Source organism: Pseudomonas sp. C9 (genome assembly GCF_002000165.1).
Lineage (GTDB): Bacteria > Pseudomonadota > Gammaproteobacteria > Pseudomonadales > Pseudomonadaceae > Aquipseudomonas.
The window spans coordinates 47,493-72,707 of the sequence record NZ_MPAK01000002.1 but is presented as its reverse complement, the minus strand read 5'-3'; the positions used below and the strand labels follow the sequence as shown (position 1 = coordinate 72,707).

23 protein-coding genes are annotated in these 25,215 nt (G+C 57.3%); 13 read left to right on the top strand and 10 right to left on the bottom strand.

Translation table 11 applies throughout. From position 1 onward, the window contains the following. Positions 1-15 precede the first annotated feature (15 nt). Positions 16-1,227, top strand: a complete 1,212-nt coding sequence (locus BMS17_RS27225) for a hypothetical protein (protein ID WP_046031302.1) — start codon at positions 16-18, stop codon at positions 1,225-1,227. Continuing rightward, complete coding sequence (locus BMS17_RS27220) at positions 1,220-3,028, top strand: ATP-binding protein (RefSeq protein ID WP_046031303.1); 1,809 nt, start codon at positions 1,220-1,222, stop codon at positions 3,026-3,028. Before BMS17_RS27225 ends, BMS17_RS27220 begins: the two co-directional genes overlap by 8 nt. 53 nt (positions 3,029-3,081) lie before the next feature. Here BMS17_RS27220 and BMS17_RS27215 read toward each other — a convergent pair whose 3' ends face one another. The 3 genes from BMS17_RS27215 to BMS17_RS27205 all read right to left on the bottom strand — a co-directional run bounded on the left by BMS17_RS27215 (position 3,082) and on the right by BMS17_RS27205 (position 6,318). Then, positions 3,082-4,623: a phosphoenolpyruvate carboxykinase gene (locus tag BMS17_RS27215; protein ID WP_077432250.1), complete on the bottom strand. Its 1,542-nt coding sequence runs from the start codon at positions 4,621-4,623 to the stop codon at positions 3,082-3,084. 180 nt (positions 4,624-4,803) lie between these two features. Then, the gene (gene hslO, locus BMS17_RS27210) at positions 4,804-5,706 is read right to left on the bottom strand and encodes an Hsp33 family molecular chaperone HslO (protein ID WP_046031305.1); all 903 of its coding nucleotides are present in this window, start codon (positions 5,704-5,706) and stop codon (positions 4,804-4,806) included. A gap of 204 nt (positions 5,707-5,910) precedes the next feature. Next, positions 5,911-6,318, bottom strand: a complete 408-nt coding sequence (locus BMS17_RS27205) for an RNA-binding S4 domain-containing protein (RefSeq protein WP_046031306.1) — start codon at positions 6,316-6,318, stop codon at positions 5,911-5,913. Between the two features lie 234 nt (positions 6,319-6,552). Here BMS17_RS27205 and BMS17_RS27200 point away from each other — a divergent pair, with 234 nt between their 5' ends. Both BMS17_RS27200 and rimK read left to right on the top strand, forming a co-directional pair. Then, the gene (locus BMS17_RS27200; RefSeq protein WP_175649051.1) at positions 6,553-7,014 is read left to right on the top strand and encodes an ATP-dependent zinc protease; all 462 of its coding nucleotides are present in this window, start codon (positions 6,553-6,555) and stop codon (positions 7,012-7,014) included. Next, complete coding sequence (gene rimK, locus BMS17_RS27195) at positions 7,011-7,916, top strand: 30S ribosomal protein S6--L-glutamate ligase (RefSeq protein WP_007949201.1); 906 nt, start codon at positions 7,011-7,013, stop codon at positions 7,914-7,916. The genes BMS17_RS27200 and rimK overlap by 4 nt, the downstream gene beginning before the upstream one ends. 133 nt (positions 7,917-8,049) lie before the next feature. Here the strand turns inward: rimK and BMS17_RS27190 are convergent, their stop codons facing one another. Both BMS17_RS27190 and ompR read right to left on the bottom strand, forming a co-directional pair. Then, positions 8,050-9,363, bottom strand: coding sequence for an ATP-binding protein (locus tag BMS17_RS27190; protein WP_046031307.1), 1,314 nt, complete (start codon positions 9,361-9,363; stop codon positions 8,050-8,052). Between the two features lie 103 nt (positions 9,364-9,466). Then, positions 9,467-10,207 (bottom strand): two-component system response regulator OmpR, encoded by a 741-nt coding sequence (gene ompR, locus BMS17_RS27185; RefSeq protein WP_046031308.1) that lies wholly within the window; start codon positions 10,205-10,207, stop codon positions 9,467-9,469. A gap of 361 nt (positions 10,208-10,568) precedes the next feature. On the opposite strand from ompR, the gene BMS17_RS27180 reads away from it, so the two are divergent. The 7 genes from BMS17_RS27180 to tauD all read left to right on the top strand — a co-directional run bounded on the left by BMS17_RS27180 (position 10,569) and on the right by tauD (position 18,880). Next, on the top strand, positions 10,569-12,893 hold the full coding sequence (locus BMS17_RS27180) for a Tex family protein (protein ID WP_077432249.1): 2,325 nt from the start codon (positions 10,569-10,571) through the stop codon (positions 12,891-12,893). Further along, positions 12,893-13,276: a PaaI family thioesterase gene (locus tag BMS17_RS27175; RefSeq protein WP_046031310.1), complete on the top strand. Its 384-nt coding sequence runs from the start codon at positions 12,893-12,895 to the stop codon at positions 13,274-13,276. Before BMS17_RS27180 ends, BMS17_RS27175 begins: the two co-directional genes overlap by 1 nt. Before the next feature lie 318 nt (positions 13,277-13,594). Next, positions 13,595-15,178, top strand: coding sequence for a glutamate--cysteine ligase (gshA, locus tag BMS17_RS27170; RefSeq protein WP_077432248.1), 1,584 nt, complete (start codon positions 13,595-13,597; stop codon positions 15,176-15,178). Positions 15,179-15,359: 181 nt separating this feature from the next. Then, entirely contained in the window at positions 15,360-16,337 is a 978-nt protein-coding gene (gene tauA / locus BMS17_RS27165) for a taurine ABC transporter substrate-binding protein (protein ID WP_046031312.1), read from the top strand. 16 nt (positions 16,338-16,353) lie between these two features. Further along, a complete protein-coding gene (gene tauB, locus BMS17_RS27160) occupies positions 16,354-17,148 on the top strand; it encodes a taurine ABC transporter ATP-binding subunit (RefSeq protein WP_046031313.1) in 795 nt (264 codons plus the stop codon). Next, positions 17,145-17,978 (top strand): taurine ABC transporter permease TauC, encoded by an 834-nt coding sequence (gene tauC, locus BMS17_RS27155; RefSeq protein WP_077432247.1) that lies wholly within the window; start codon positions 17,145-17,147, stop codon positions 17,976-17,978. The genes tauB and tauC overlap by 4 nt, the downstream gene beginning before the upstream one ends. A 59-nt stretch (positions 17,979-18,037) precedes the next feature. After that, positions 18,038-18,880, top strand: coding sequence for a taurine dioxygenase (gene tauD, locus BMS17_RS27150; RefSeq protein ID WP_046031315.1), 843 nt, complete (start codon positions 18,038-18,040; stop codon positions 18,878-18,880). A 160-nt stretch (positions 18,881-19,040) separates the two neighbouring features. Here tauD and mgrA read toward each other — a convergent pair whose 3' ends face one another. The 4 genes from mgrA to BMS17_RS27130 all read right to left on the bottom strand — a co-directional run bounded on the left by mgrA (position 19,041) and on the right by BMS17_RS27130 (position 21,876). Next, entirely contained in the window at positions 19,041-20,078 is a 1,038-nt protein-coding gene (mgrA, locus tag BMS17_RS27145; RefSeq protein WP_046031316.1) for an L-glyceraldehyde 3-phosphate reductase, read from the bottom strand. Positions 20,079-20,213: 135 nt separating this feature from the next. Continuing rightward, positions 20,214-20,678: a type II toxin-antitoxin system HicB family antitoxin gene (locus BMS17_RS27140; protein WP_175649047.1), complete on the bottom strand. Its 465-nt coding sequence runs from the start codon at positions 20,676-20,678 to the stop codon at positions 20,214-20,216. Next, positions 20,675-20,857 carry a type II toxin-antitoxin system HicA family toxin gene (locus BMS17_RS27135; protein ID WP_046031318.1) on the bottom strand — a complete coding sequence of 61 codons (183 nt, stop codon included), beginning with the start codon at positions 20,855-20,857 and terminating at the stop codon, positions 20,675-20,677. The genes BMS17_RS27140 and BMS17_RS27135 overlap by 4 nt, the downstream gene beginning before the upstream one ends. A gap of 128 nt (positions 20,858-20,985) precedes the next feature. Further along, on the bottom strand, positions 20,986-21,876 hold the full coding sequence (locus BMS17_RS27130; RefSeq protein WP_046031319.1) for a LysR family transcriptional regulator: 891 nt from the start codon (positions 21,874-21,876) through the stop codon (positions 20,986-20,988). A gap of 122 nt (positions 21,877-21,998) precedes the next feature. On the opposite strand from BMS17_RS27130, the gene BMS17_RS27125 reads away from it, so the two are divergent. Together BMS17_RS27125 and BMS17_RS27120 are read left to right on the top strand one after the other, a co-directional pair. Then, on the top strand, positions 21,999-22,733 hold the full coding sequence (locus BMS17_RS27125; protein ID WP_046031320.1) for an SDR family oxidoreductase: 735 nt from the start codon (positions 21,999-22,001) through the stop codon (positions 22,731-22,733). 138 nt (positions 22,734-22,871) lie between these two features. Then, the gene (locus tag BMS17_RS27120; RefSeq protein WP_046031321.1) at positions 22,872-23,132 is read left to right on the top strand and encodes a hypothetical protein; all 261 of its coding nucleotides are present in this window, start codon (positions 22,872-22,874) and stop codon (positions 23,130-23,132) included. Between the two features lie 27 nt (positions 23,133-23,159). On the opposite strand, the gene betT is transcribed toward BMS17_RS27120, so the two are convergent. Beyond that, a complete protein-coding gene (gene betT, locus BMS17_RS27115; RefSeq protein ID WP_175649050.1) occupies positions 23,160-25,121 on the bottom strand; it encodes a choline transporter BetT in 1,962 nt (653 codons plus the stop codon). Positions 25,122-25,215 lie beyond the last annotated feature (94 nt).

Sequence of the window (25,215 nt, the reverse complement as noted above, 5' to 3'; positions counted from 1 at the left end):
CAAGAGATTTTATCAATGACTCGTGTCGCCGATAGCACGATTAAGGGCTTCCTCTATCAATTCAACAAAACCCTAATAGAAATTTTAGATGCTGACCAGGACAAAGAAATAACAATAGAGGGGATAATCGAAGATATAGACATAAGATCCGACTCTGGAGAAACAACTGCCATTCAATGTAAATACCACGAATCCGTTGCAAATTTCACTACTAGTTTAATATATAAACCTTTACTACAAATGGCGGAGGCCTATTCAAAACTAAGCGAACCAAAAAGCATAAGATACAAAATATTCATACACGTCCCAAGCGAGGGAGAATCGATCAGAAAAGTGACAAAAGCGGAGATTGATGCCGCTCTAGCAACTCAGGATGTAAATCATATAAAAATTGCACAGCGAATTGTAGAACCGTTTTCTTCAGAAAATTTTGCTACCATGGTAGATTTAGAATTCGGCCCTTCTCTAGACACTATCGAAGAAATCGTCAAAACAAAACTTGACCTTCTCAACATAAAATCGTCAGACACACCCTGCATACTTTACCCGAATGCGCTAAGTAATATCGCAAAAAAATCCAGTCTGTCTGTCGAAGCAGATAGAAAGATCACAAAACTAGAATTACAAAAGTACTTATCCGGAATCACCAACACAGTAATAACCAAATGGACACTAGCACTAAAAAACAAAAAAGAAATACTTCAGACAACGCGCAAACAACTAAAAGTAAATCTAAACACCAACTCTCAAAACCGCTACTTCTATTTCGAACCGAACAGCGTCAGCGACTTCTCAAATAATATAGTGACCTTTATAAGTAATTTCGTTTCAATTTATCATTGTAAACCCGCGCATATAAAACCTCCTTTATTCGCGATTGATTGCACCAGAGATATTTTACAAGACATCCAGTACCGCCTGTACACAAAAGGCATAAAGTCAAATACAGGGCTAATCGGAAACAACTTTATTCCTGAAGAGTTTTATAAAGAACCAATTTTAAAAAAAACCAACAACAAGATCGAAGATAGAGAGTTCCACATAAGACTACTCGCATTTACTGATTATCCAGAAGGATTGGGTCACAAAAAAGGGGATGAGTTTTTCTTCATCTGCAACGAAATCCCCGCCAGCATTGATATAAGCGATACAAATGTACATTTAATAGGTGTGAACACCTTTCACGAACTCGAATTCATTATGCATCTGAGGGAAACTTATGAGTAGTCTAGGTTATGTTGTATCAAGCTCTCCGACATCCATAATAATTGAAATAAATGGATTAGAAGATTTTGAAAGATTTAAGTCCGAACTTCAAGTTGGAAAGTTCCTAAAAATAGAAGATGGCAATCACAACTTTGCTGTAGCCTCAATAAAAAACATTAGCGGCCAACACGTCGATAGAGATGGGAAGCTCGAATGGAAGTTTGTCATCGAGTCTGCTCCAGCTGGCGCGCTGATGAAAGACGATAATGGGACTTATGCATTTAGCAGAGGCACTCAAGTACTGCCAGTACCCACTGAAAAAGTTCATATATTTGAAGCCGCTGATCTTGATATAATTTTCTCTAAAACAGGTAACTTTAACTACAAAGTTGGCACCCTATCAAACAACAAGCTCATTGAATTCCATGTTGATGGCGATAAATTTTTTGGAAAGCATATTGGTATTGTAGGATCGACAGGCTCCGGAAAATCATGCACGGTTGCTAGAATTCTTCATAATGCAGTAGGAATTAACAACAATGAAAATTTAAACCAAGAAGCCCAAAAAAACTCACACATCATTATATTCGACATGCATTCGGAGTATGCTTCTGCATTCACAATGCATGAATCTCAAAAATTCAACCTTAACTTACTAAACGTAGATGGCCTTAAACTCCCATACTGGCTAATGAACTCTGAGGAGCTTGAATCATTATTCATTGAAGGTAGTGAGCAGGGGGCTCACAACCAAATTTCGCAGTTCAAAAAGGCGGTAATATTAAACAAAGAAAAGTACAACGCCTCATTGACATCGATCACATACGACACCCCTGTATATTTCAGCATCACAGAAGTATTTAACTACATCAACAATAAAAACAACCTCACCACATATGAAAAAGATGGCAATACTTACTTAGCAACTCTTGCTACGCCAAAACAGGAATACTCAGAAGAGTGTCTATGGGGTAGCATTGCATTCGAACAATCATCAGGAAATGGAAAACATGCGGTAATAGGAGAAAAAGTTTCCAAAGACGGAGGTTTTAATGGCGAGTTTGATAGATTCGTTTCTAGATTGGAAACCAAACTTCATGACAAAAGACTAGAGTTCTTACTTAAACCTACGAAAACTACCGGCGGTGAATACGAAACTAAAGACTTCGAAGATATTCTTAAACAATTCCTAGGTTACCTAGATAAATCAAACGTCACGGTTGTTGACCTAAGCGGTGTACCGTTTGAAGTACTTAGCATAACGGTAAGCCTCATTTCTAGACTTGTTTTCGATTTTGCATTTCACTACTCAAAACTAAAACACAAGCTTGAGGAAACTAACAATGTTCCATTCATGATAGTTTGCGAAGAAGCCCATAATTACATCCCTCGCTCTAATAACGCAGAATTCAAAGCATCTAAAAAATCTATTGAACGAATAGCCAAAGAAGGACGCAAGTACGGCTTAAGTTTGATGGTAGTCAGTCAACGCCCATCAGAAGTATCAGATACAATATTTTCTCAATGTAGTAATTTTATTTCTTTAAGGCTAACTAACACCATCGATCAAGGCTACATCAAAGCACTTCTTCCAGACAGCGCCAATGGTTTAGTTGACCTTCTTCCAAGTCTTGCCCAAGGTGAGGCTTTAATCGTGGGTGATGCAGTTTTAATGCCCAGTCTGGTTCGTTTAGAGAAGCCGAGTCCTGAACCTAAATCTGCAAGCGTGAATGTATTTACAGAGTGGAATACCAACTGGCAAGAAGTCAGTTTCGACACCGTTATAGAACGATGGCGAAAACAAGACACGAGTGCTATGTGAATTATAAAAAAGCCGCCCCAAAGGGCGGCTTTTTCATTCCATCAAACCAACTCTTACAACTTCGGCCCGGCAGCCTTGATCGCATCGCTCACTTCGAACTTCTTGAAGTTCTCAACAAACAGACCCGCCAGTGCTTTGGCAGCTTCATCGTAAGCAGCCTTTTCAGCCCAGGTGTTACGTGGGTTCAACAGGCCAGTCTCAACGCCCGGCACGGCCAATGGCACGTCGAGGTTGATAGTGTCGAGGTGTTCGGTTTCAGCACCGATCAACGCGCCGCTCTGGATCGCTGCGATCACCGCACGGGTGGTCGGGATGTTGAAGCGTTTGCCGACGCCGTAGCCACCGCCGGTCCAGCCGGTGTTGACCAGGTAAACCTTGGAGCCGAAGCCGCGGATGCGCTTGATCAGCAGTTCTGCGTATTCGCCAGCCGGACGCGGGAAGAACGGTGCGCCGAAGCAGGTGGAGAAGGTCGACTTGATGCCGCTGCCCGAACCCATTTCAGTCGAGCCCACCAGAGCGGTGTAGCCGGACAGGAAGTGGTAGGCCGCTTGTTCTTCGCTGAGGATCGACACTGGCGGCAGCACGCCGGTCAGGTCGCAGGTCAGGAAGATCACAGCGTTTGGCTCGCCACCGAGGTTCTTCTCGGAACGCTTGGCAACGTGCTCCAGCGGATAGGCCGCGCGGCTGTTCTGGGTCAGGCTGACGTCGGCATAGTCGGCGTGCTTCGCGTCATCGATAACGACGTTTTCCAGGACTGCGCCGTGCTTGATGGCTTTCCAGATGACCGGCTCGTTCTTCTCGGACAGGTCGATGCACTTGGCATAGCAACCGCCTTCGATGTTGAACACTACGCCCTCGCCCCAACCGTGTTCGTCGTCACCGATCAGGTAACGGCTTTCGTCGGCGGACAGGGTGGTTTTACCGGTGCCGGACAAACCGAAGAACAGGGTCACGTCGCCTTCTTCGCCGATGTTGGCAGCACAGTGCATTGGCAGCACGTCGGCGGCCGGCAGCAGGAAGTTCTGCACCGAGAACATCGCTTTCTTCATTTCACCGGCGTAGCGCATGCCGGCGATCAACACTTTTTTCTGTGCGAAGTTGAGGATCACGCAACCATCGGAGTTGGTGCAGTCACGCTCTGGATCGCATTCGAAGTTGGCAACGTTCAGAACCTGCCACTCTTCACGACCAGCCGGGTTGTACTGGGCCGGGTTGATGAACAGGCAACGACCGAACAGGTTCTGCCAGGCAGTCTGGGTGGTCATTTTCACGGCCAGGTAGTGATCGGCAGCCGCACCTACATGAACGTGGGAAACGAAATGCTCTTGTGCATTGTTGAACGCCTCAACGCGGTCCCACAGGGCATCGAACTTGTCGGCCGGGAACTTGCGGTTGATCGGGCCCCAGGCGATGGCAGCCTGAGTGGTTGGCTCTTCAACAATGAAACGGTCGACTGGCGAGCGGCCGGTACGGTGACCGGTGCGAACAACCAGCGCGCCGGTATCGGCAAGCTCGCCTTCACCGCGATTCAGGGCTTCTTTAACCAGATCATCAACACTCAGATCGGTGTACACGGCGTTATTGGCTTGCGTCATGAGGTTCCCCGTCGGCCAGTGGCCGAGTGCTCCAAACGTTTTTGTAGTAGAAAGTCGTGCACTACTACCGCGAAAAAAGTGGGCCGGATTATGCCAGAAAAGCCCAAAAAGAGTAGGCCCCTCCTGTCGTAACGGCGTTATTCCGGCACTTACCAGTGAATTTACCTGCGCTGAACCGTTTTAGTGACGGGTATCTGACGGCGTCTCGACCCCTGCGCCCGCGAACAATTGAGTGACGTCAGCGGCATCGAACAGGTAGCGCTGGTTGCAGAATTGGCAGTCGATTTCGATGTTGCCACCGTGTTCGACCACCAGATTTTGCGCATCGTCCATCCCCAGACTGACCAGGGCATTGGCCGAACGTTCGCGCGAGCAGCTGCAACGGAAGCGCAGTTTCTGCACGTCGAAGAGGCGCACTTGCTCTTCGTGGTAAAGACGATGGAGCACGGTTTCGTTGTCCAGGCTCAGCAATTCATCGGCGGTCAGGGTGGTGGCCAGCGCAGTGAGGTGCTGCCAGTTGGCGGCGCGTTCTTCTTCGTCTTTCAAGCGATCGGCAGGCAGTTGTTGCAGCAGCAGGCCACGGGCGCGGCGGCCATCGGCGTACAGCCAGAAACGGGTGCCGACCTGTTGGGACATGACGAAATAGTTGGTGAAGCACTCGGACAGGGTCTCGCCGTCGAGGTCGACGATGCCCTGGTAACGCTGACCCTGGGTCGGGTCGACTGTCAGCGCCAACACGCCGTTTGGCATCAAATCGGCGAGTGTCGCATCGGGGGCAATCTGATCGGCCTCGTAACGGGCCAGGCCGCGGATATCGCGCTCGCTGGAGCACTCGATCATCAGCAGCGGGATCGGGCCATCGGAACGGGCCTGGAGAATCAGCAAGCCATCGAACTTCAGCGCGCCGACCAGCAGCGATGCAGCCGCCATCAGTTCGCCGAGCAATTGTGCGACCGGTTCCGGATAGGCGTGTTTGGCCAGGACTTCGGCGTAGCTGAGCTCCAACGAGACCAGCTCGCCACGGGTGTCGCTGTCATCGAAGATGAAGCGTTGGGTGAAGTCGTTATCCGGTAGGTCGGTCATAAGTCTGGGTATCTGAATTGATCAAAATGAAGTTTCAACGCCTCTGACGCCATAGGCCCTCTTTATGGCCCATGGGGTCGGATGCGGTAGTGATTTTCGACGAGTGGCTATTTATCAGCTCGTAGTACCGTCAGGGAATGACCCGATATGGTTACTCATCCCGCCAATTGCAAGTCCGCCGCGGTCAAAGGGCCGGATTTCAGGCTAGTCGCCGCTGCTACTGCCACGAAACTTGAACAAATCCCGTCGCTGTTTCTTGCTCGGTTTGCCATCGGTGCTCACACCCAGCGCGCCAGCCTTACGCTGGGCGGCGGCGTTTTCGCGCTTGGCGATGCTGGCTTCGGTTTCGGCATACAGCGTCTGGGCCTCCGGCGCGCCCCGACGAACGATCGAAAGCGCCTGAACCACCACCGTGCGCTCGTCGAAACCGGCGCGAATCACAAACTCGTCGCCGACCCGCGGTTCCTTGCCTGGCTTGCAACGCTCGCCCCGGCAATGCACCTTGCCGCTTTCAATGGCAGCCTTGGCCAAGGCACGGGTTTTGTAAAAACGCGCGGCCCACAACCATTTATCGAGACGGACTTTATCGTCCTCTTCGTTTTTTTGTGCCATGGGATTTCCTCATTCTGAAATATTGCTGAACTGTACTACCGTTTCAGTCGTACCAAGAATTCCACCGGCTCGGATTACAATGCACGCATTCCAGAACCTCTCGCAGGGGCTGGAAATCCGGGCCGTAGATATCTGTCGCCTTTTAACCATTATTCTGCGTGAATACCGCGAATTCGGCCGCTTGCCGGGCCGTGCGGTTTCTACCGGTTGAGCACTTTGAAGACATTTGACCATTTGACCGTTGTCGGTCTGCGCGAGTGGGTGGCGCTCCCGGATTTGGGAGTCGCGGGCCTGCGGGCAAAAATCGACACCGGTGCCAGTACCTCCAGCCTGCATGCCACCGACATCGAGCCGTTCGAGCGCGATGGCGAGCAGTGGGTTCGCTTCACCGCGCACTTGGGCACGGTGGTGCAGTTGCGCCATCGACGCTGCGAAGCGCCGCTGGTGACGATGAAAACCATTAAAAGCTCCAACGGTCACGCGCAGAAGCGATACGTGGTCAGCACCACCCTGGCCCTCGGTGATCGGGTCTGGCGGGTCGAGTTCACGCTCGCCTGCCGCAAATCCATGCGTTATCGCCTGTTGCTCGGTTCCAAAGCCCTGATTCACGGCCAGCTGGTGGTCAATCCGGGCATCAAGTACGTACAAGACAAGCCGGTGTTCCCGGTATCTACCTCCTCCACAGGTGTTGCATGAAGATCGCTGTGCTGTCGCGGAACCCGCGTCTGTATTCCACTCGTCGTCTGGTTGAAGCCGGTACCGAGCGTGGCCATGAAATGGTGGTGATCGACACCCTGCGCGCCTACATGAACATTGCCAGCCACAAGCCGCAGATCCACTACCGCGGCAAGCCGCTGGAAGGGTTCGACGCGGTGATCCCCCGGATCGGTGCGTCGGTCACGTTTTATGGCTGCGCGGTGTTGCGCCAGTTTGAAATGATGGGCGTGTTTCCGCTCAATGAATCGGTGGCCATTGCCCGTTCGCGGGACAAGCTGCGTTCGTTGCAATTGCTGTCACGTCGCGGCATCGGCCTGCCGGTGACCGGGTTCGCTCACTCGCCGGATGACATTCCCGACCTGATCGACATGGTCAACGGCGCCCCGCTCGTGATCAAGGTGCTGGAAGGGACCCAGGGCATTGGTGTGGTGTTGTGTGAAACGGCAACGGCGGCGGAGTCGGTGATTGAAGCGTTCATGGGCCTGAAGCAGAACATCATGGTTCAGGAATACATCAAGGAAGCCGGCGGTGCCGACATTCGTTGCTTCGTGGTCGGCGACAAGGTGATCGCAGCAATGAAGCGTCAGGCCAAGCCCGGGGAGTTCCGCTCCAACCTGCATCGAGGTGGCAGTGCCAGCCTGATCAAGATCACACCCGAAGAACGCATGACCGCGTTGCGTGCAGCGAAGGTGATGGGCCTGGCGGTGGCGGGCGTGGACATCCTGCGCTCCAATCACGGGCCGCTGGTGATGGAAGTCAATTCGTCGCCGGGACTGGAAGGGATCGAGACCACCACCGGGAAAAACGTGGCGGGGATCATCATCGAACATCTGGAAAAGAATGGCGGGCCGAACATGACCCGAACCAAAGGAAAGGGCTGAGGCTGATCGTTCCCACGCTCTGCGTGGGAATGCATCAACGGACGCTCCGCGTTCGGCTTTAAATGGGACGCGGAGCGTCCCAGGCTGCATTCCCACGCGGAGCGTGGGAACGATCAGGTAAAAATACCGGCGCTTAGACAGCATCCCGCGGCAACATCAACCCCAGCGGCAACCGTACCCGAGCTTCCAGCCCGCCACCGGAACGGTTACGCAACTCAACATTCCCACCGTGCATCGAAGCAATCCGCTTCACGATCGCCAGGCCCAGGCCGGTCCCTTTGCCACCCCGGGCACGATCCCCCCGAGTGAATGGATTGAAGATCGCCTCCAGCTCCGACGGATCAATCCCTGCCCCACGGTCCATGACACTCAGCACCACATACGGCGCGGCAGTATCGCCAGACACATAGGCCGCCACCTCAACGCCGCTGCCGGCGTGATGCAAGGCATTGCCGATCAGGTTGTTCAACAGGCGTTTCATCGACACCCGGCGCAATGGAAACGGCTGGATCGGCTCCAGGCGCAAACGCACTCTTTCTTCGTTCTGGTTGTACGGTGCCGCGACTTCGCGAACCAGGTCGCTGAGGTCCACTTCCTCCACCGACTCGTCACGACCATCGCGGATAAACGCCAGGAACTGATCGAGGATTGCGTCCATGTCTTCGATGTCGCGCACCATGTCGTCGGTCAGATCGGTGCGATCACCCATCAGCTCCAGGGACAAGCGCAATCGGGTCAACGGCGTACGCAAGTCATGGGACACACCGGCCAGCATCAGCTCGCGTTCCCGGCCTGCCTGCTCGACGTCCTCCGCCATCTGATTGAAGGCGCGATACACCTCGGTCATTTCGCTGGGCGTGTCGCTGATGGGCAATCGCACGCTGCGCCCCTGGCCGAGTTGCCTTGCGGCATACACCAGACGTTTCAATGGTTGGTTGAGCTGACTGACGAAGATCCATGCCGACGCCGTGGACAACAAGCCAATGGCGAGGAACCAGCCGAGCACGTTCCAGATTTTCTGCCCCCGCAACGGATGCGGATACAGCGGCACTTTCAGCCAGCCATCACCCAGGCTCGGCGCCCGGACCCACAGCGCCGGCGGCGAGTGCATGCGTAACCGGACTTCGGTATCGGCGCCCAGTTCAGCCTGCATCTGCCGCTGGTAGATCTCGCTGTATGGCCAGTGCTGCTCACCCTCAGGCACACCGGCACCCACCACCCGAATCAGGGTGGCGGCATCGGCGATCTTCGCGCGGTTTTCTTCATCGGCGGCCCAATAGGCGCGCAGCGTCAGGGCGACACCGTGGCTGTATTGCCGGTCCACCAGCACGTCTTCGTTCATCAACAGATAAACCAGGGTCAGCGCCTTGGAAAACAGAACGACGATCAGCACCAGCCAAAGGGTGCGGGAGAAGAAACTCTGGGGGAACCAAACGGGGGTTTTCATGGATAACCGCTACACACTTGCAGGAGCGAGCGATGCTCGCATATTGCGGATCGCGAGTCTGCGGACAATGTCGTCCGCAGGACCCGCTCCTACAAATCGCCGATCACTTGGTGGCGGCGCCATCCGGAACGAACACGTAGCCCACGCCCCAGACTGTCTGGATGTAACGCGGCTTGGACGGATCGGGTTCGATCATCCGGCGCAGACGGGAGATCTGCACGTCGATGGAACGCTCCAGGGCATCCCACTCGCGGCCACGGGCCAGGTTCATCAACTTGTCGCGGGTCAGTGGCTGACGCGCGTTCATCACCAATGCCTTGAGGACCGCAAACTCACCGGTGGTGAGCATGTGTACTTCGTCGCCACGCTTGAGTTCGCGGGTCGCCAGCGACAGTACGTAATCACCGAAGGTCACGCTTTCGTCTTCGCTGCCCGGTGCTCCCGGCACAGGTGTCGACTGACGACGCAGAACCGCTTTGACGCGGGCCATCAGCTCATCCGGGTTGAACGGCTTGGCCAGGTAATCGTCGGCGCCCAGTTCCAGGCCCTTGATACGACTCAGCTCATCGCCCTTGGCGGTCAGCATGATGATAGGAATCTGATTGTTCGCGGCGCGCAGGCGGCGGCAGGCGGTCAAGCCGTCTTCGCCGGGCAGCATCAGGTCGAGGACGACCAGGTTGAACACTTCACGCGACAGCAGACGATCCATCTGCTCGGTGTTGGGTACGGCGCGGGCGCGGTAGCCCTTGCTGACGAAAAAACGCTCCAGCAGGCTGCTGAGGCCCGGATCGTCGTCAACAATAAGAATTTTTTCGCCTTCAGCAGTGTTTGCAGTGCTGCTCATTAGATGCTCCTTTGATCTCGGCGCGCATTATGGCGTAGCTGCCGTTATACGCACCGTGTGCATTGTTAGCAGATTTTTCCTCCACCGCCAGTAAACCGGCCATTCCCCTTCCCGCCAGCGATGCCCCGGAACGCGCGAACGCTGGTTATAATGCGCGGCGTTTTGTGTCAGGCAACATCAGACAGGTACTACAGGCAGGCGCTATTTATTTCCCTGCCGCCCGCAGTAATTGTTCGATTTCACGGGTCAATGGGGTGCCCTTTGATCCAGGCAGCGGCGCAGGCCAGGCCGCTCAACCAGACTCGCAGAGCCTCTATCTCTGCGCCTGCGAGCCTGCTTTCACAATTTGTCAGGTGGTTTTATGGACAGCATCAACAGCCGCATCGCCGAGGAACTCGGTGTACGCCCACAACAGGTCGAAGCGGCCGTCGCGCTACTCGATGAAGGCTCTACCGTTCCCTTCATCGCCCGTTACCGGAAAGAAGTGACCGGCAGCCTCGATGACATCCAGTTGCGTCATCTGGAAGAGCGTCTGCGCTACCTGCGAGAACTCGACGAACGGCGCATCAGCATCCTCGCCAGCATCGAAGAGCAAGGCAAGCTGACCCCGGCACTTGAGCGCGATATCAAACTCGCCGACACCAAGACCCGCCTCGAAGACTTGTACCTGCCGTACAAGCAAAAGCGCCGCACCAAGGGCCAGATTGCCCTGGAAGCCGGCCTCGGCGAACTGGCTGACGGCCTGTTCAACGATCCATCCCTGACGCCAGACACTGAAGCCGCACGCTTCACCAACGCCGAAAAAGGCGTGGCCGATGTGAAGGCCGCCCTCGAAGGCGCCAAGTACATCCTCATGGAGCGCTTCGCCGAAGACGCCGGTTTGCTGGACAAACTGCGCAGCTACCTAAAGCAGGAGGCTACCCTCAGTGCCCGCGTTATCGCTGGCAAGGAAGAGGAAGGCGCCAAGTTCCGCGACTACTTCGAACACGACGAACCGCTGAAAAGCATGCCGTCGCACCGCGCGCTGGCAATTTTCCGTGGCCGCAACGAAGGCATTTTGAGTTCGGCCCTGAAAGTCGGTGACGAACTGCCGGGCACCATGCACCCGTGTGAAGGCATGATCGGCCAGCAATTCGGTATCCAGAACCAGAACCGCGCCGCCGACAAATGGCTGGGCGAAGTGGTGCGCTGGACCTGGAAGGTCAAGCTTTACACTCACCTGGAAACTGACCTGCTGGGCGAGCTGCGCGACGGCGCGGAAACCGAAGCGATCAACGTGTTCGCGCACAACCTGCACGACTTGCTGCTGTCGGCTCCGGCCGGCCCGCGCGCGACACTGGGCCTCGACCCGGGCCTGCGTACCGGCTGCAAGGTCGCCGTGGTCGATGCCACCGGTAAGCTGCTGGACCACGCCACCGTTTACCCGCACGTGCCGCACAACAAGTGGGATCAGACCCTCGCGATTCTCGCCGCCCTGTGTGCCAAGCATTCGGTCGATCTGATCGCCATCGGCAACGGCACCGCCAGCCGTGAAACCGACAAGCTGGCCGCCGAGCTGATCAAGAAATACCCAGCGATGAAGATGACCAAAGTCATGGTCTCCGAGGCCGGTGCATCGGTTTACTCGGCGTCGGAACTGGCTTCCAAAGAATTCCCGGACCTGGACGTATCGATCCGTGGTGCGGTGTCGATTGCCCGTCGCTTGCAGGATCCACTGGCTGAGCTGGTGAAGATCGATCCGAAATCCATCGGTGTCGGCCAGTACCAGCACGACGTGTCGCAACTGAAACTGGCGCGTGGCCTGGACGCGGTTGTCGAAGACTGTGTGAACGCCGTGGGCGTCGACGTCAACACCGCCTCCGTGGCGCTGCTGGCCCGCATCTCCGGCCTCAACGCGACCCTGGCACAGAACATCGTCAGCCATCGCGATGAACACGGCGCGTTCAAAACCCGTGCGGCATTGAAGAAAGTCGCGCGTCTGGGCGAGAAAACCTTCGAACAGGCCGCCGGCTTCTTGCGCGTGATGAACGGTGACAACCCGCTGGATTCCTCGGCCGTTCACCCGGAAGCCTATCCGTTGGTGCAGCGCATTGCCGCTGAAACCGACCGTGACATCCGTTCGCTGATTGGCGACGCCAGCTTCCTCAAACGTCTCGATCCGAAGAAGTACACCGACGAAACCTTCGGTCTGCCAACGGTCACCGACATCCTGCAAGAGCTGGAAAAACCCGGTCGCGACCCGCGTCCCGAGTTCAAGACCGCCGAGTTCCAGGAAGGCGTCGAAGACCTCAAGGACCTGCAACTGGGGATGATCCTCGAAGGCGTCGTCACCAACGTGACCAACTTCGGTGCGTTCGTCGACATCGGCGTGCATCAGGACGGCTTGGTGCACATCTCCGCGCTTTCGGAGAAGTTCATCAAGGACCCACGCGAAGCGGTGAAGGCCGGTGACGTGGTGAAGGTGAAGGTCATGGAAGTCGACATCCCGCGCAAACGCGTGGGCCTGTCGATGCGCATGAGCGACACCCCGGGCGAGAAAATCGACGGTGCTCGCGGTGCACGTCCGGGGTCGGCGCCACGCCAGTCCCAGAACAGCGCGCCGCGTAAGGAAACCACAGCCGCCGCGCCGAGCAACAACGCCATGGCATCGCTGTTCGCCAACGCCAAGCAGTTGAAGAAACGCTGATGGACATCCCCGCCGGGTACACCGAAAGTGCCTTTTTCAAGCTGCTGGGCTGTCGCTTGCACAGCCTGGAAACCGGGGTGGCGCATGTCGCCCTGGTGCTTGAGCCCGAGTTGCGCAATCGCGCTGGCAAGCTGCACGGCGGGGCCTTGTTCAGTCTGGTGGACATTGCCATGGGGCTGGCCTGTTCCAGCGCCCACGGCTTTGACCAGCAGAGCGCGACCATCGAGTGCAAGATCAACTACATCCGCGCGGTATCCGACGGCGAAGTGATGTGCACGGCACGGGTGATTCACCCGGGCCGACGCACATTGGTGGTCGAAGCCGATGTGATGCAGGGCGACAAACTGGTCGCAAAAGCGCAAGGCACGTTCGCTGTCCTGTAGCTAGTCGTCATCAATTTGAGTTAATTTCAGCGCTGTGACCGCAGCGTCGGAGTTTCCTGTGGGAGCGGGCTTGCCCGCGAAAAGGGAGTGTCAGTCAACATCAAGTCGTCTGACACACCGCCTTCGCGGGCAAGCCCGCTCCCACAGGGATTGCGTTTCCTTCGCGTGCATCTGCCAGATTCAAGGATTGAAGCCGGTGGCTCCACAGGGGCTTTGAGAGCCCGAAAAACCAGGCGAAAACGCCAGTTTTAACTTCACCCTTGTAGACCGTCCTGCCCACCCCCATATTGGGGCGACTGACGCGTGAAGGAATCCAACTTGAGCGAACTTCTCAACCGCCGCCTGGCCCTGCTTGGCGAGCGCGCTAACCTCTCTCTGCTCGAACAGTGCCTTCACGGCATCGAACGTGAATGCCTGCGCGTGACCGGCGAAGGTCGCCTGGCGCAAACGCCGCACCCGGAAGAATTGGGTTCCGCGCTGACCAACGAACAGATCACCACCGACTATTCCGAGTCGCTGCTGGAGTTCATCACTCCGGCCCTGCCCGACCCGGCGGACACGTTGGCGAGCCTGGACAAGATTCACCGTTTTGCCTACAGCAAGCTCGGCAACGAGTACCTGTGGAGCCCTTCGATGCCGTGCCCGTTGCCGGCCGAGGAAGACATCCCGATTGCCTACTACGGCACGTCCAACATCGGGCAGCTCAAGTACGTGTATCGCAAGGGCCTGGCCCTGCGTTACGGCAAGACCATGCAGTGCATCGCCGGGATCCACTACAACTTTTCCCTGCCGGAAAAGCTCTGGCCCCTGCTCAAGCAAGTTGAAGATTTTGTTGGCGACGATCGCGACTATCAGTCAACGGCCTACATCGCCCTGATCCGCAACTTCCGCCGCTACAGCTGGCTGCTGATGTACCTGTTTGGCGCCTCGCCCGCACTGGACGCCGGCTTCCTGCGTGGTCGCTCGCACCAGTTGGAACAACTGGACCCGGACACCTTGTACCTGCCGTACGCCACCAGCCTGCGCATGAGCGACCTGGGTTACCAGAGCAACGCCCAGGCCGGCTTGACGCCGTGCTACAACGATCTGTCGAGCTACACCGATAGTCTGCGCAAAGCGGTCGCCACACCGTATGCACCGTATGTCGAGATCGGCACGCATCAGGACGGTGAGTGGGTTCAGCTCAACACCAACATCCTGCAGATCGAAAACGAGTACTACTCCAACATCCGCCCGAAACGCGTGACCTACACCGGCGAACGGCCGATTCAGGCGCTGGTGGCCCGTGGCATTCAGTACGTTGAAGTGCGCTGCCTGGACATCAACCCGTTCCTGCCAATGGGCATTGATCTCACCGAGTCGCGTTTCCTCGATGCGTTCCTGCTGTATTGCGCGCTGAACGACAGCCCGCTGCTGACCAACACCAGTTGCGGCAACGCGACGTCGAACTTCCTCAGCGTGGTCAAGGAAGGTCGTCGTCCGGGCCTGCAACTGCAACGGGATGGCCAGCCGGTTGACCTGAAAGAGTGGGCGGGCGAGCTGTTGGAAAAAATCGCTCCGCTGGCCGCACTGCTCGATCAGAGCCATGGCGGCGATGCGCACAGCAAGGCGCTGGATACGCAAATGGCCAAGGTCCAGGATCCGTCCCTGACACCGTCGGCCCAGGTGTTGGCGTCGATGGCTGAGCATAAGGAAAGCTTCGCGCAGTTCTCCTTGCGTCAGAGTCAGGCCCATGCCGAGTTCTTCCGCAGCGAGCCATTGCCGGCGGATGAGCAGGCCAAGTTTGAAGAACTGGCGCGTTCGTCGCTGGCCCAGCAGGTTGAGCTGGAACAGAACGAAGTCGGTGATTTCGACGTGTTTGTCGGCGCGTATCAAGCGAGCATTTTGGCAATCAGTAACTAAACGCTGACTTCTGCTTGATCGTTCCCACGCGGAAGCGTGGGAACGATCAAGCGATTTGCAGCGACGCCCTTAACGTTTTCCCCTCATAAGCTAATTCGAAAAAGTTATTTATTTTTGAATTCTTAGATCATTTAGTCTCTTTATCACGCCGACACTCGGTCGCCGGATAAGGAGCTTCGCAATGAAACTGACCTTCCCACTTCGCTTGCTGGCGGCCGCCACTCTGGCTGCAGCGAGTCTGTTTGCCCAAGCCGCTGACGTTACCGTTGCCTACCAGACCACCGTTGACCCGGCGAAAGTCGCCCAAGCCGACGGGGCCTACGAAAAAGCCACCAAGGCCGATATCAGCTGGCGAAAATTCGACAACGGTGCCGACATCATTGCCGCCATCGCCTCGGGCGACGTGCAGATCGGCTACCTCGGTTCCAGCCCCCTGACGGCGGCGATCACCCGCAAAGTGCCGGTGGAAACCTTCCTCATCGCCACCCAGATCGGCGCTGCCGAAGCGCTCGTCGCGCGTGACGGTTCCGGAATCAAGACACCGCAGGATCTGATCGGCAAGAAAATCGCCGTGCCATTCGTTTCCACCGGCCACTACAGCCTGTTGGCCGCGCTTAAACACTGGAACATCGACCCGTCGAAAGTCACCGTGCTCAACCTCGCCCCGCCCGCGATCATTGCTGCGTGGAAACGCGGTGACATCGACGCCACCTACGTCTGGGATCCAGCCCTGGGTGTCGCCAAGGAAAACGGCAAAGTATTGATCACCTCCGGCGAACTGGCCAAGTTCGGCGCACCAACCTTCGATGCCTGGATCGTGCGCAAAGACTTCGCCGAGAAGCACCCGGAAATCGTCACTGCGTTCGCCAAAGTGACCCTGGACGCCTACGCCGACTACCGCAAAGACCCGAAAGCCTGGCTCGCCAACCAAAGCAACGTCGACAAACTGGTGAAGCTCTCCGGCGCCAAGGCCAGCGACATTCCATTGCTGCTGCAAGGCAACGTCTACCCGCTGGCGGCTGACCAGGTGATCACCCTCGGCGCACCGACCACCAAAGCCATCACCGACACCGCCGCGTTCCTCAAGGAACAAGGCAAGGTCGAAGCCGTGCTGCCGGACTACGCACCGTACGTCAACGCCAAGTTCATCACCAACTGATCGGGAGTTAACCGCAATGGCCTTGCTACAGCTGGAGCGCATCAGCGCACAGTACCCCGGTAGTCCGGAACCGGTACTGGCGGATATTTCCCTGAGCCTGGGGCCCCAGCAGTTGCTGGTTGCCCTCGGCCCGTCCGGCAGTGGCAAGACTTCGCTGTTGAACCTGATCGCCGGTTTTGTCGAGCCCAGTGCCGGGCGCATTACCCTCGACGGCGTGCCGGTCAAGGGCCCGAGTGCCGAACGCGGCGTGGTGTTTCAGGACGACGCGTTACTGCCTTGGCAGGACGTATTGGCCAACGTCGGTTTCGGTCTGGAGCTGGCGGGCGTTCCTCGGGACAAACGTGAAACCCGCGCGAAGGAAATGCTCGCGCTGGTCGACCTTACCGGTTTCGAAAACCGTCGCATCTGGCAGCTCTCGGGCGGCCAGAAGCAGCGTGTCGGCCTTGCCCGCGCATTAGCCGCCGACCCTCGCGTCTTGCTCATGGACGAGCCCTTCGGCGCTCTCGACGCATTCACCCGCGAACAGATGCAGGAGCTGTTGCTGCAAGTCTGGCGACGTACCGCCAAGCCGGTGTTCCTGATTACCCACGACATTGAAGAAGCGGTCTTCCTCGCGACAGACCTGATTCTGCTGGCCCCCAATCCTGGGCAAATCGTCGAGCGCCTGAGCCTGGATTTCGGCCAACGTTATGCGGCCGGCGAGTCGGCGCGGGCGATCAAATCCGACCCACGCTTTATCGAAACCCGCGAACACGTGCTCGCCAAAGTGTTCTCCCAACGCAGCGCCGCCCAGCGGCAGGAGCGCGCATGAGCAGCTATGAAATTCCGGCCGTGACGGTGAAACCGAGTTCGACGGTGATTCCGGTTCGTCGCAGTTTGAGCACCCGCTGGATCAGCGTGCTGACACTGGTGGCGCTCGTGATCCTCTGGTGGGCCGTCACGGCCACGGGGATGATCGAACCGTTGTTCCTGCCGCCACCATCCGCGGTACTGCAAAAAGGCTGGCTGCTGGCGACTTCCGGCTACATGGATTCGACGTTATGGCAGCATTTGGGCGCGAGCCTGAGCCGTATCGGCCTGGGCCTCGGCTTTGCCGTGCTGACCGCTGTGCCAGTGGGGATCGCCATCGGCCACAACCGCATCGCTCGCGGCATTCTCGATCCGCTGATCGAGTTCTACCGCCCGATTCCACCGTTGGCGTATCTGCCGCTGATCGTGATCTGGTGCGGCATCGGTGAGTTGTCGAAAGTCTTGCTGATCTACCTGGCGATTTTCGCCCCGATTGCCATCGCTACCGCGACCGGTGTGCGCACTGTCGACCCAGCCAAGTTGCGTGCAGCGCAGTCGCTGGGTGCAACCCGCGCGCAGTTGATTCGTCATGTGATTCTGCCGAGTGCCTTGCCGGATATTCTGACCGGCGTGCGCATTGGCCTGGGCGTGGGTTGGTCGACCCTGGTCGCCGCCGAATTGATCGCCGCCACCAGCGGTTTGGGCTTCATGGTGCAGTCGGCCGCGCAGTTCCTGGTCACCGATGTGGTGGTGCTGGGGATTCTGGTGATTGCCCTGATCGCCTTCGCCATGGAAATGGGCCTGCGCGCCCTGCAACGCAAACTGGTGCCGTGGCATGGCCAGGCTCACTAGAGCATTGAGATCGCACTGACTACGCCGACATTCGGCGCCCCGTATTGAAGAGAGCCACCATGAGCTACCTGACCATCGTCCCCCTCAGTTCTGCCCTCGGTGCGCAAATCAGCGGCGTCGATATCAGCCAGCCACTGAACCTGGAACAGCGCGACGCCATCGAGCAAGCGCTGCTCAAGCATCAAGTACTGTTCTTCCGCGACCAGCCGATCACGCCGCAGCAGCAGGCACGATTCGCCGCCCATTTCGGCGACCTGCACATTCACCCGATCTACCCCAACGTACCGGAACAACCGGAAGTGTTGATCCTCGACACTGCCGTCACCGACGTGCGCGACAACGCGATCTGGCACACCGATGTGACCTTCCTGCCGACCCCGGCCATGGGCGCAGTACTCAGCGCCAAGTTGCTGCCGGAGTTTGGCGGTGACACGTTGTGGGCCAGTGGGATTGCGGCGTATGAAGCATTGTCCGCGCCGATGAAGTCCTTGCTCGAAGGGCTGACCGCCACCCACGATTTCACCCGTTCGTTCCCGCTTGAGCGTTATGGCAATACGCCCGAAGCGCTGGCCCAGTGGGAAGAGGCACGACGCAAGAATCCGCCCTTGTCGCACCCGGTCATTCGTACACACCCGGTGAGCGGGCGGCGCTCGCTGTTCGTCAATGAAGGATTCACGTCGAAGATCAACGAACTGTCGGACACCGAGAGCGAAGCGGTTCTGAAGTTCTTGTTCGCCCATGCCACACGGCCGGAATTTACCATTCGCTGGCGCTGGCAGAAGGATGATGTGGCGTTCTGGGATAACCGCGTGACCCAGCATTACGCGGTGGATGACTACCGCCCGGCGCGGCGGGTGATGCAGCGGGCGACGGTGTTGGGGGATGTGCCGTTTTTCCGGTGATCAGGCAGTTTTGTACTGACTTTGATGGCCCCATCGCGGGCAAGCCCGCTCCCACAGTGTCCATGTCGTACACAAAATCTGTGAACACCGTCAAACCTGTGGGAGCGGGCTTGCCCGCGATGGGGTTCGAACAGGCACCGGATCAGCCGGCGCCAATTTGTTACTCAGCCGTAGAAGGCTTTTCCCAAAGATTGATCCCTCCCTCTTGGGCGAACCGATCAATCTCCGCCAGTTCTTCCGCGCTGAAGCTCAAATTCTTCAACGCCTCGACGTTCTCGATAATCTGCTCCGGCCGGCTAGCACCGATCAACGCCGAGGTCACCCGAGGGTCGCGCAATGTCCAGGCCAACGCCAATTGCGCCAGACTTTGCCCACGACGCCTGGCGATTTCATTGAGCCCACGCACATGGGCGATGTTGGCTTCGGACAGGTGCGACGACTGCAACGAACCACCCCCCGGACGATTGACCCGCGCATCCTTCGGAATGCCGTTGAGGTATTTGTCGGTCAACAGGCCCTGCGCCAATGGGGTGAAAGCAATCACGCCGGTGCCGAGTTCGTCGGTGACTTCAAGCAGGTCCTTTTCCACCCAACGGTTGAGCAGGTTGTACGCCGGCTGATGAATCAGCAGCGGCACTTTCCACTCTTTCAACAGCGCCGCCATCTCACGGGTTTTCACCCCGGAATAGGACGAGATGCCGATGTACAACGCCTTGCCTTGTTGTACAGCGGTCGCCAGTGCACTGGCGGTTTCTTCCAGTGGTGTGTCCGGGTCAAAGCGGTGCGAGTAGAAAATGTCCACATAGTCCAGGCCCAGCCGTTGCAGGCTCTGATCCAGGCTGGCCAGCACGTATTTGCGCGAACCGCCGCCCTGACCGTAAGGACCGGGCCACATGTCCCAGCCAGCCTTGCTGGAGATGATCAGCTCATCGCGATACTGCTTGAAGTCTTCACGCAGCAATCGGCCGAAGTTGATCTCGGCGCTGCCGTACGGCGGGCCGTAGTTATTGGCCAGGTCAAAGTGATTGATGCCCAGATCGAACGCCGTGCGCAACAACGAACGCTGGGTGTCGATCGGCGTGCTGTCGCCGAAGTTGTGCCACAGGCCCAGCGACAACGCCGGCAATACCAGACCGCTGCGCCCCACGCGGCGGTAAGGGATGGAGTCGTAGCGGTTTTCGGCAGCGGTGTAGGTCATCGAATCCTCTCTTGTCGGTCTTGAATGTGGTATCGACTGCTTCGCAAGCGGCCAAGCATACGCCCGGACAAGCGCCGATAAACCTCGGACTCGAGAAAATGCTGAAACGTTTCACATATTTCGATTCATAAACGTTTACGCCGACAATTCTCTCAGCGCAGCAGCCGCCAAAAATCCCGATCTTGAGCTATATCGCCGGTCGCGGCTGACTGTCTGGTCGATACGCTCAAGCAACTGTTCAGGCAACGTGGCATTGAAGCGCACTGATTTGCCGAAATAAGGCGTGATATCAAACTCGACCACTCCCCACACACCGCCCGCGTAATCCGGGTTATCGAGGTGAGCATCGATTTCACGCACCTGCGGCAGCGGATCACCATCGGCCACCAGACCTTCATAGTGCAAAGACAACGCTTCTTTTACGTTTTCAAATGCCTGCGCCACAGTACCGCCTGCGGAGAAGCAGCCCGGTACGTCCGGGATAATCACTCCGTATTCTGAGTCGGCATCCTTATGCAGAACGACCGGGAATTTCATTTCGGTAAATCCTTCCTGTGATGTGGCCTCATCGAGGCTCGCGTTTCCGACGTCGGGCCTCATTTCAGACCCGCCTGTTTCAATATGCTGTTGATCGTCCCTTTTGGAAGATCCGAATCAGGGTGCTTGATCGTTACCCTGCCTGACTTATACAAATGCTTGTACTGATGGTGGCTGCCTTTTACGGCCACCAGATACCAACCATCCTCCTCGATCATCCTGATCATTTCCCGACTTCGCATCACCTTCGTCCTTGTGGGCAGCATCTGCCGAGCACATTACGCGATGACCGCAAGACTTATACACACGATACACACTCTGATAAATATTAGCGGAATGCAAGCCGGTCAGAGTGGCCGTAGACCACCGGCTACCCCGCCCCCGCAAACACCTCCCCCAACCAATCCACAAACACCCGAACCCGTGGCGACATGTGTCGGTTGTGCGGATACAACACCGAGACCGGCATCGGCGGTGGCGGTATATCGGTGAGGACTTCCTGCACCAGTCCTTGGGCAATCTGCGTTTCCATTCGGTAGTGCGGACACTGGATCAACCCCAGTCCGGCAATCGCCGAGGCGGCGTAGATTTCCGCGCCGAACACTGAAAGCGCGCCGTCAATGGCGACTTCCTTGATCTCGCCGTCCACTCTGAATTCGAACGGAAACAGCTTGCCCGTGGTGCGCGAAACGTAGTTCACCGCACGGTGATGCTTGAGGTCTTCGAGGGTTTTCGGTTCGCCGTATTTGCGTAAGTACGCGGGGCTGGCGCAGGTGATCTGGCGCAGGTTGGCGATGCGTTTACCGACCAGCGCCGAATCCGTCAGCGTACCCGCGCGCAGCACGCAGTCGACGCCTTCGGCGATCAAGTCGACAAAGCGGTCGGATTCGCTGATGGACAGGTCGATGTCCGGGTAGCGCTCCATGAATTGCGGCAAGGCGGGGATCACAAAATTTTTAGCCAGCGTGCCGTGCAGGTCGACCCGTAATCGGCCTTTCGGCGCGCAACCGCGAAACGCCAGCTCGGCCTCTTCCAGCTCCGCCAACAGTTGCACGCAGCGCAAGTAGTACGCCTCGCCGTCCAGGGTCGCACGCACCTTGCGCGTACTGCGCTCCAGCAACCGTGTGCCGAGCCAGGCTTCGAACTGGTTCAGGGTGTGAGTCAACGTTGCGCGGGGCAGGTTCAAGTCTTCGGCCGCCAGGGTGAAGCTGCTGCGCTCGTAGATCCGCACGAACACCTTCATCGCTTTGACTTGATCCACGTGAGCCTCCGATTGTTGGCGATTATTGAACAGTCAAGGCAACTCTCGTGCATTTATCGGCCTGAGTAAACATGTGAAATTGGCCTCACACCCAGCAACCCACCTCATCAGGATTCAACGCCATGACTCACCAAAAAGTTGCCATCGTCACCGGCGCCTCGCGCGGCATCGGCGCAGTGATCGCCAAACAACTGGCCAGCGACGGTTTTGCCGTCGCCATCAATTACGCCAGCAGCGCCACTGAAGCCTCAAGGCTGGTTGTGGAATTGCGTCAGGCCGGTCATCAAGCCATAGCGATCAAGGCTGATGTAGCCAGCGCCGACGACGTGCGCCGGATGTTCGACGAGACTGAGGCGCAATTGGGCAAGGTCGATGTGCTGATCAACAACGCTGGCATCCTCAAGGTCATGCCCTTGGCGCAGCACACGGATGAACTGTTCGAGCAGACCTTCAACATCCACGCGCGCGGCACGTTCAACACGTTGCGCGAAGCGGCGACGCGCTTGAACGGTGGCGGACGGATCATCAATTTTTCCAGCAGCACCGTCGGCCTTAACTTGCCGGGTTATGCGGTGTACATCGCCAGCAAAGCGGCGGTGGAGTCGCTGACCCAAGTGTTCGCCAAGGAAATGCGCGGGCGCAGCATCACCGTCAATGCCGTGGCACCTGGGCCGGTGGCCACCGAGTTGTTTTTGCAGGGCAAGAGTGAGGAGCAGATTCAGAACTTCGCCAAGATGCCGCCGCTGGAGCGCTTGGGTCAGCCTGAAGACATTGCTCGTGTTGTGTCGTTTCTGGCGGGGCCGGATTCGGGCTGGGTCAACGGGCAGATTTTGCGGGCCAATGGTGGGTTGGTTTAACTAAGCTCACACTGACACTGCAGCGACGCTAATCGCGAGCAGGCTCGCTCCTACAGGGATCGCGGTGATCCTTGTAGGAGTGAGCCTGCTCGCGATAGCGGTTTATCAGGCGACACACAACGACCAGGTGAGCTCACCATGCACACAGCAATCATCATCACCTTCGGCCTGGCCCTCCTCGCCCTGATGCTGTTCATCGGCGAAAAAATCGGCTTCAGCCGCCAGACACTGATCTACAGCTTTGTGATCCTGTGGCTGGCGCTGACGGTGATCAACGGTGCCGTTGGTGTGGTCACGGCCGGCCAGCCCTTGAGTTCAGAGCTGGTGATCGGCACGGTGGTGTTCAGTGTGCCGGTGGCGGCGTTGGTGCTGTTCATGGTGATGAGCGCCGAGGCCTGATAAAGCCCCGGCGCCTGTCCGTCTGGATCAACGCACCAAGTGCAGGAATTGCAGGTGCCGTTCGTACTGATCGAGGATGTCGTTGATGATCTGGTCCTTGGTGTAACCCACCAGATCGTAGTCCTGGCTGCCCTCGCTCAAATGCACTTCGGCCCGGTAATAACGCCGGTTGTTGATTTGCTTGGAGCCCATGCCGCCTCGGGCAAAGGATGGCGTGAAATAACCGCGCATCTGCACCTGATAGATAAACGGATGCTGTTCACCGTGACCGATTTCCAGGCTGACGCTGTCGTTGACCGGGTCCGGTTGCGTAATCACGTTCAAACCCTTTTCGACAAACACCGCCGACACTTCCTCGATCGCCGGCCGCACCGTCGTATCCAGAAAACGATACACCTCATCGCGCGACGGGAAGTGCACCGCCTGGCTCAAACGCTGTCGCCAGCCACCCTTGCCACGCCTTGACCCGGAAACCGGTGCCAGCGAATGCAGTTGCGCGATCTGCTTCTGGGATTCCAGGTAGAACGCCTTGTGCAGCCCCCACATCATCAATAGCAAGATCAACGAAAACGGCAGCGAGGTCAGCACCACTGCTGACTTCAACGCATCGATGCTGCCGGAGAACAACAGCGCGCTGGTAACCAATGCCGTCATCGCGCCCCAGAACACCCGCAGCCATTTCGGCCCGTCTTCATCCGGGTTGCCGCCCTTGGCGGACAACGTCGACAACACCACCGTGCCGGAGTCAGCCGAGGTGACGAAGAACACGAAGCTGATGAATACCGTCACGGCGATCACCGTTTTGCTCCACGGATAGGTTTCCAGCAGCAAGTAGAGGGTCATCGACGGGTTGTCGATGGCCGACATGCCGAGCGCGCTCATGCCATGGTTGAGCACTTGATCGATGGCGCTGTTGCCGAAGATCGACATCCACGCCAGGGTGAAACCAAGCGGAATCAGCAGCACGCCGAAGACAAATTCACGGATGGTGCGGCCACGGGAAATCCGCGCGATGAACAGGCCCACGAACGGCGACCATGCAATCCACCAGGCCCAGTAGAACACCGTCCAGCCGCCGAGCCAGTCGCTCGGTTTGTCGTAGGCGTACAGGTCGAAACTCTTCATCGGCAAGGCGCCGAGGTAGTCGCCCAGGTTCTGGATCAGCGTGTTGAGCAAGTGCTGCGTGGGGCCGGCGAACAACACGAACAGCAGCAGCGCGCAGGCCAGCAGCATGTTGATGTCGGACATCACCCGCACGCCTTTATCGACGCCGGAGACCGCAACGATGATCGCGGCGCCCATCATCAGCGTGATCAGGCCGACCTGAATCCACTGGGTGTGGGCAATGCCAAACAGGTAGTCCAGCCCTGAGTTGAGGTGCAGTACGCCGAAGCCCATGTCGGCGCCAAGACCGAACACTGTGGCGATGATGCCGAAGCCGTCCACCGCATAACCGATGGGGCCGTTGATGCGCTTGCCGATCAGCGGATACAACGCCGAACGCAGGGCCAGCGGCAGGTTGTGCCGGTAGGCGAAGTAGGCCAGCGCCATGCCGACGAAAGCAAACACACCCCAGCCGTGCAGGCCCCAGTGCAGAAACAGAATTTGCATCGCCTGACGCGCAGCCTCCGGCGTACCGGCCGTGCCTTGAGGCGGTTGCGCCAAATGCGTTAGCGGCTCGGACACGCAAAAGAAAAACAGCGTGATGCTGATCCCGGCGGCGAACAACATGCCGGCCCAGGACAGGTAACTGAATTCGGGTTCGTCGTGGTCGGCACCGAGCTTGATCTTGCCGTAGCCGGACAAGGCGGTGACCACCACGAAGACCAGATACAGGGTCATCGCGAGCATGTAGTACCAGCCGACCGTATTGGCCGCCCAGTTTTGCGCCGCCAGCAACCAGGCACCGGCCTGTTCGGGCATGGCGATGACGACGATGCCGAACAACAGAATGAAGCTCGCCGAGAAGTAAAAAACCGGCGGATTCATGCGGATCAAACCGCTGGGAGGGAGGGACGATGCACTCATGAAACGTGCACCGCGAAGGGATTGAACATGGCTGTAGAAATCGGACTCAGCAAAG

Coding starts and splice junctions, on each gene's coding strand:
- tauB (WP_046031313.1), top strand. CDS start 16,354: ATGGCCTTGCTACAGCTGGAGCGCATCAGCGCACAGTACCCCGGTAGT.
- BMS17_RS27180 (WP_077432249.1), top strand. CDS start 10,569: ATGGACAGCATCAACAGCCGCATCGCCGAGGAACTCGGTGTACGCCCA.
- betT (WP_175649050.1), bottom strand. CDS start 25,121: ATGAATCCGCCGGTTTTTTACTTCTCGGCGAGCTTCATTCTGTTGTTC.
- tauD (WP_046031315.1), top strand. CDS start 18,038: ATGAGCTACCTGACCATCGTCCCCCTCAGTTCTGCCCTCGGTGCGCAA.
- BMS17_RS27220 (WP_046031303.1), top strand. CDS start 1,220: ATGAGTAGTCTAGGTTATGTTGTATCAAGCTCTCCGACATCCATAATA.
- BMS17_RS27225 (WP_046031302.1), top strand. CDS start 16: ATGACTCGTGTCGCCGATAGCACGATTAAGGGCTTCCTCTATCAATTC.
- BMS17_RS27140 (WP_175649047.1), bottom strand. CDS start 20,678: ATGAGGCCCGACGTCGGAAACGCGAGCCTCGATGAGGCCACATCACAG.
- mgrA (WP_046031316.1), bottom strand. CDS start 20,078: ATGACCTACACCGCTGCCGAAAACCGCTACGACTCCATCCCTTACCGC.
- rimK (WP_007949201.1), top strand. CDS start 7,011: ATGAAGATCGCTGTGCTGTCGCGGAACCCGCGTCTGTATTCCACTCGT.
- hslO (WP_046031305.1), bottom strand. CDS start 5,706: ATGACCGACCTACCGGATAACGACTTCACCCAACGCTTCATCTTCGAT.
- tauA (WP_046031312.1), top strand. CDS start 15,360: ATGAAACTGACCTTCCCACTTCGCTTGCTGGCGGCCGCCACTCTGGCT.
- BMS17_RS27135 (WP_046031318.1), bottom strand. CDS start 20,857: ATGCGAAGTCGGGAAATGATCAGGATGATCGAGGAGGATGGTTGGTAT.
- BMS17_RS27205 (WP_046031306.1), bottom strand. CDS start 6,318: ATGGCACAAAAAAACGAAGAGGACGATAAAGTCCGTCTCGATAAATGG.
- BMS17_RS27120 (WP_046031321.1), top strand. CDS start 22,872: ATGCACACAGCAATCATCATCACCTTCGGCCTGGCCCTCCTCGCCCTG.
- BMS17_RS27190 (WP_046031307.1), bottom strand. CDS start 9,363: ATGAAAACCCCCGTTTGGTTCCCCCAGAGTTTCTTCTCCCGCACCCTT.
- ompR (WP_046031308.1), bottom strand. CDS start 10,207: ATGAGCAGCACTGCAAACACTGCTGAAGGCGAAAAAATTCTTATTGTT.
- BMS17_RS27125 (WP_046031320.1), top strand. CDS start 21,999: ATGACTCACCAAAAAGTTGCCATCGTCACCGGCGCCTCGCGCGGCATC.
- tauC (WP_077432247.1), top strand. CDS start 17,145: ATGAGCAGCTATGAAATTCCGGCCGTGACGGTGAAACCGAGTTCGACG.
- BMS17_RS27215 (WP_077432250.1), bottom strand. CDS start 4,623: ATGACGCAAGCCAATAACGCCGTGTACACCGATCTGAGTGTTGATGAT.
- BMS17_RS27175 (WP_046031310.1), top strand. CDS start 12,893: ATGGACATCCCCGCCGGGTACACCGAAAGTGCCTTTTTCAAGCTGCTG.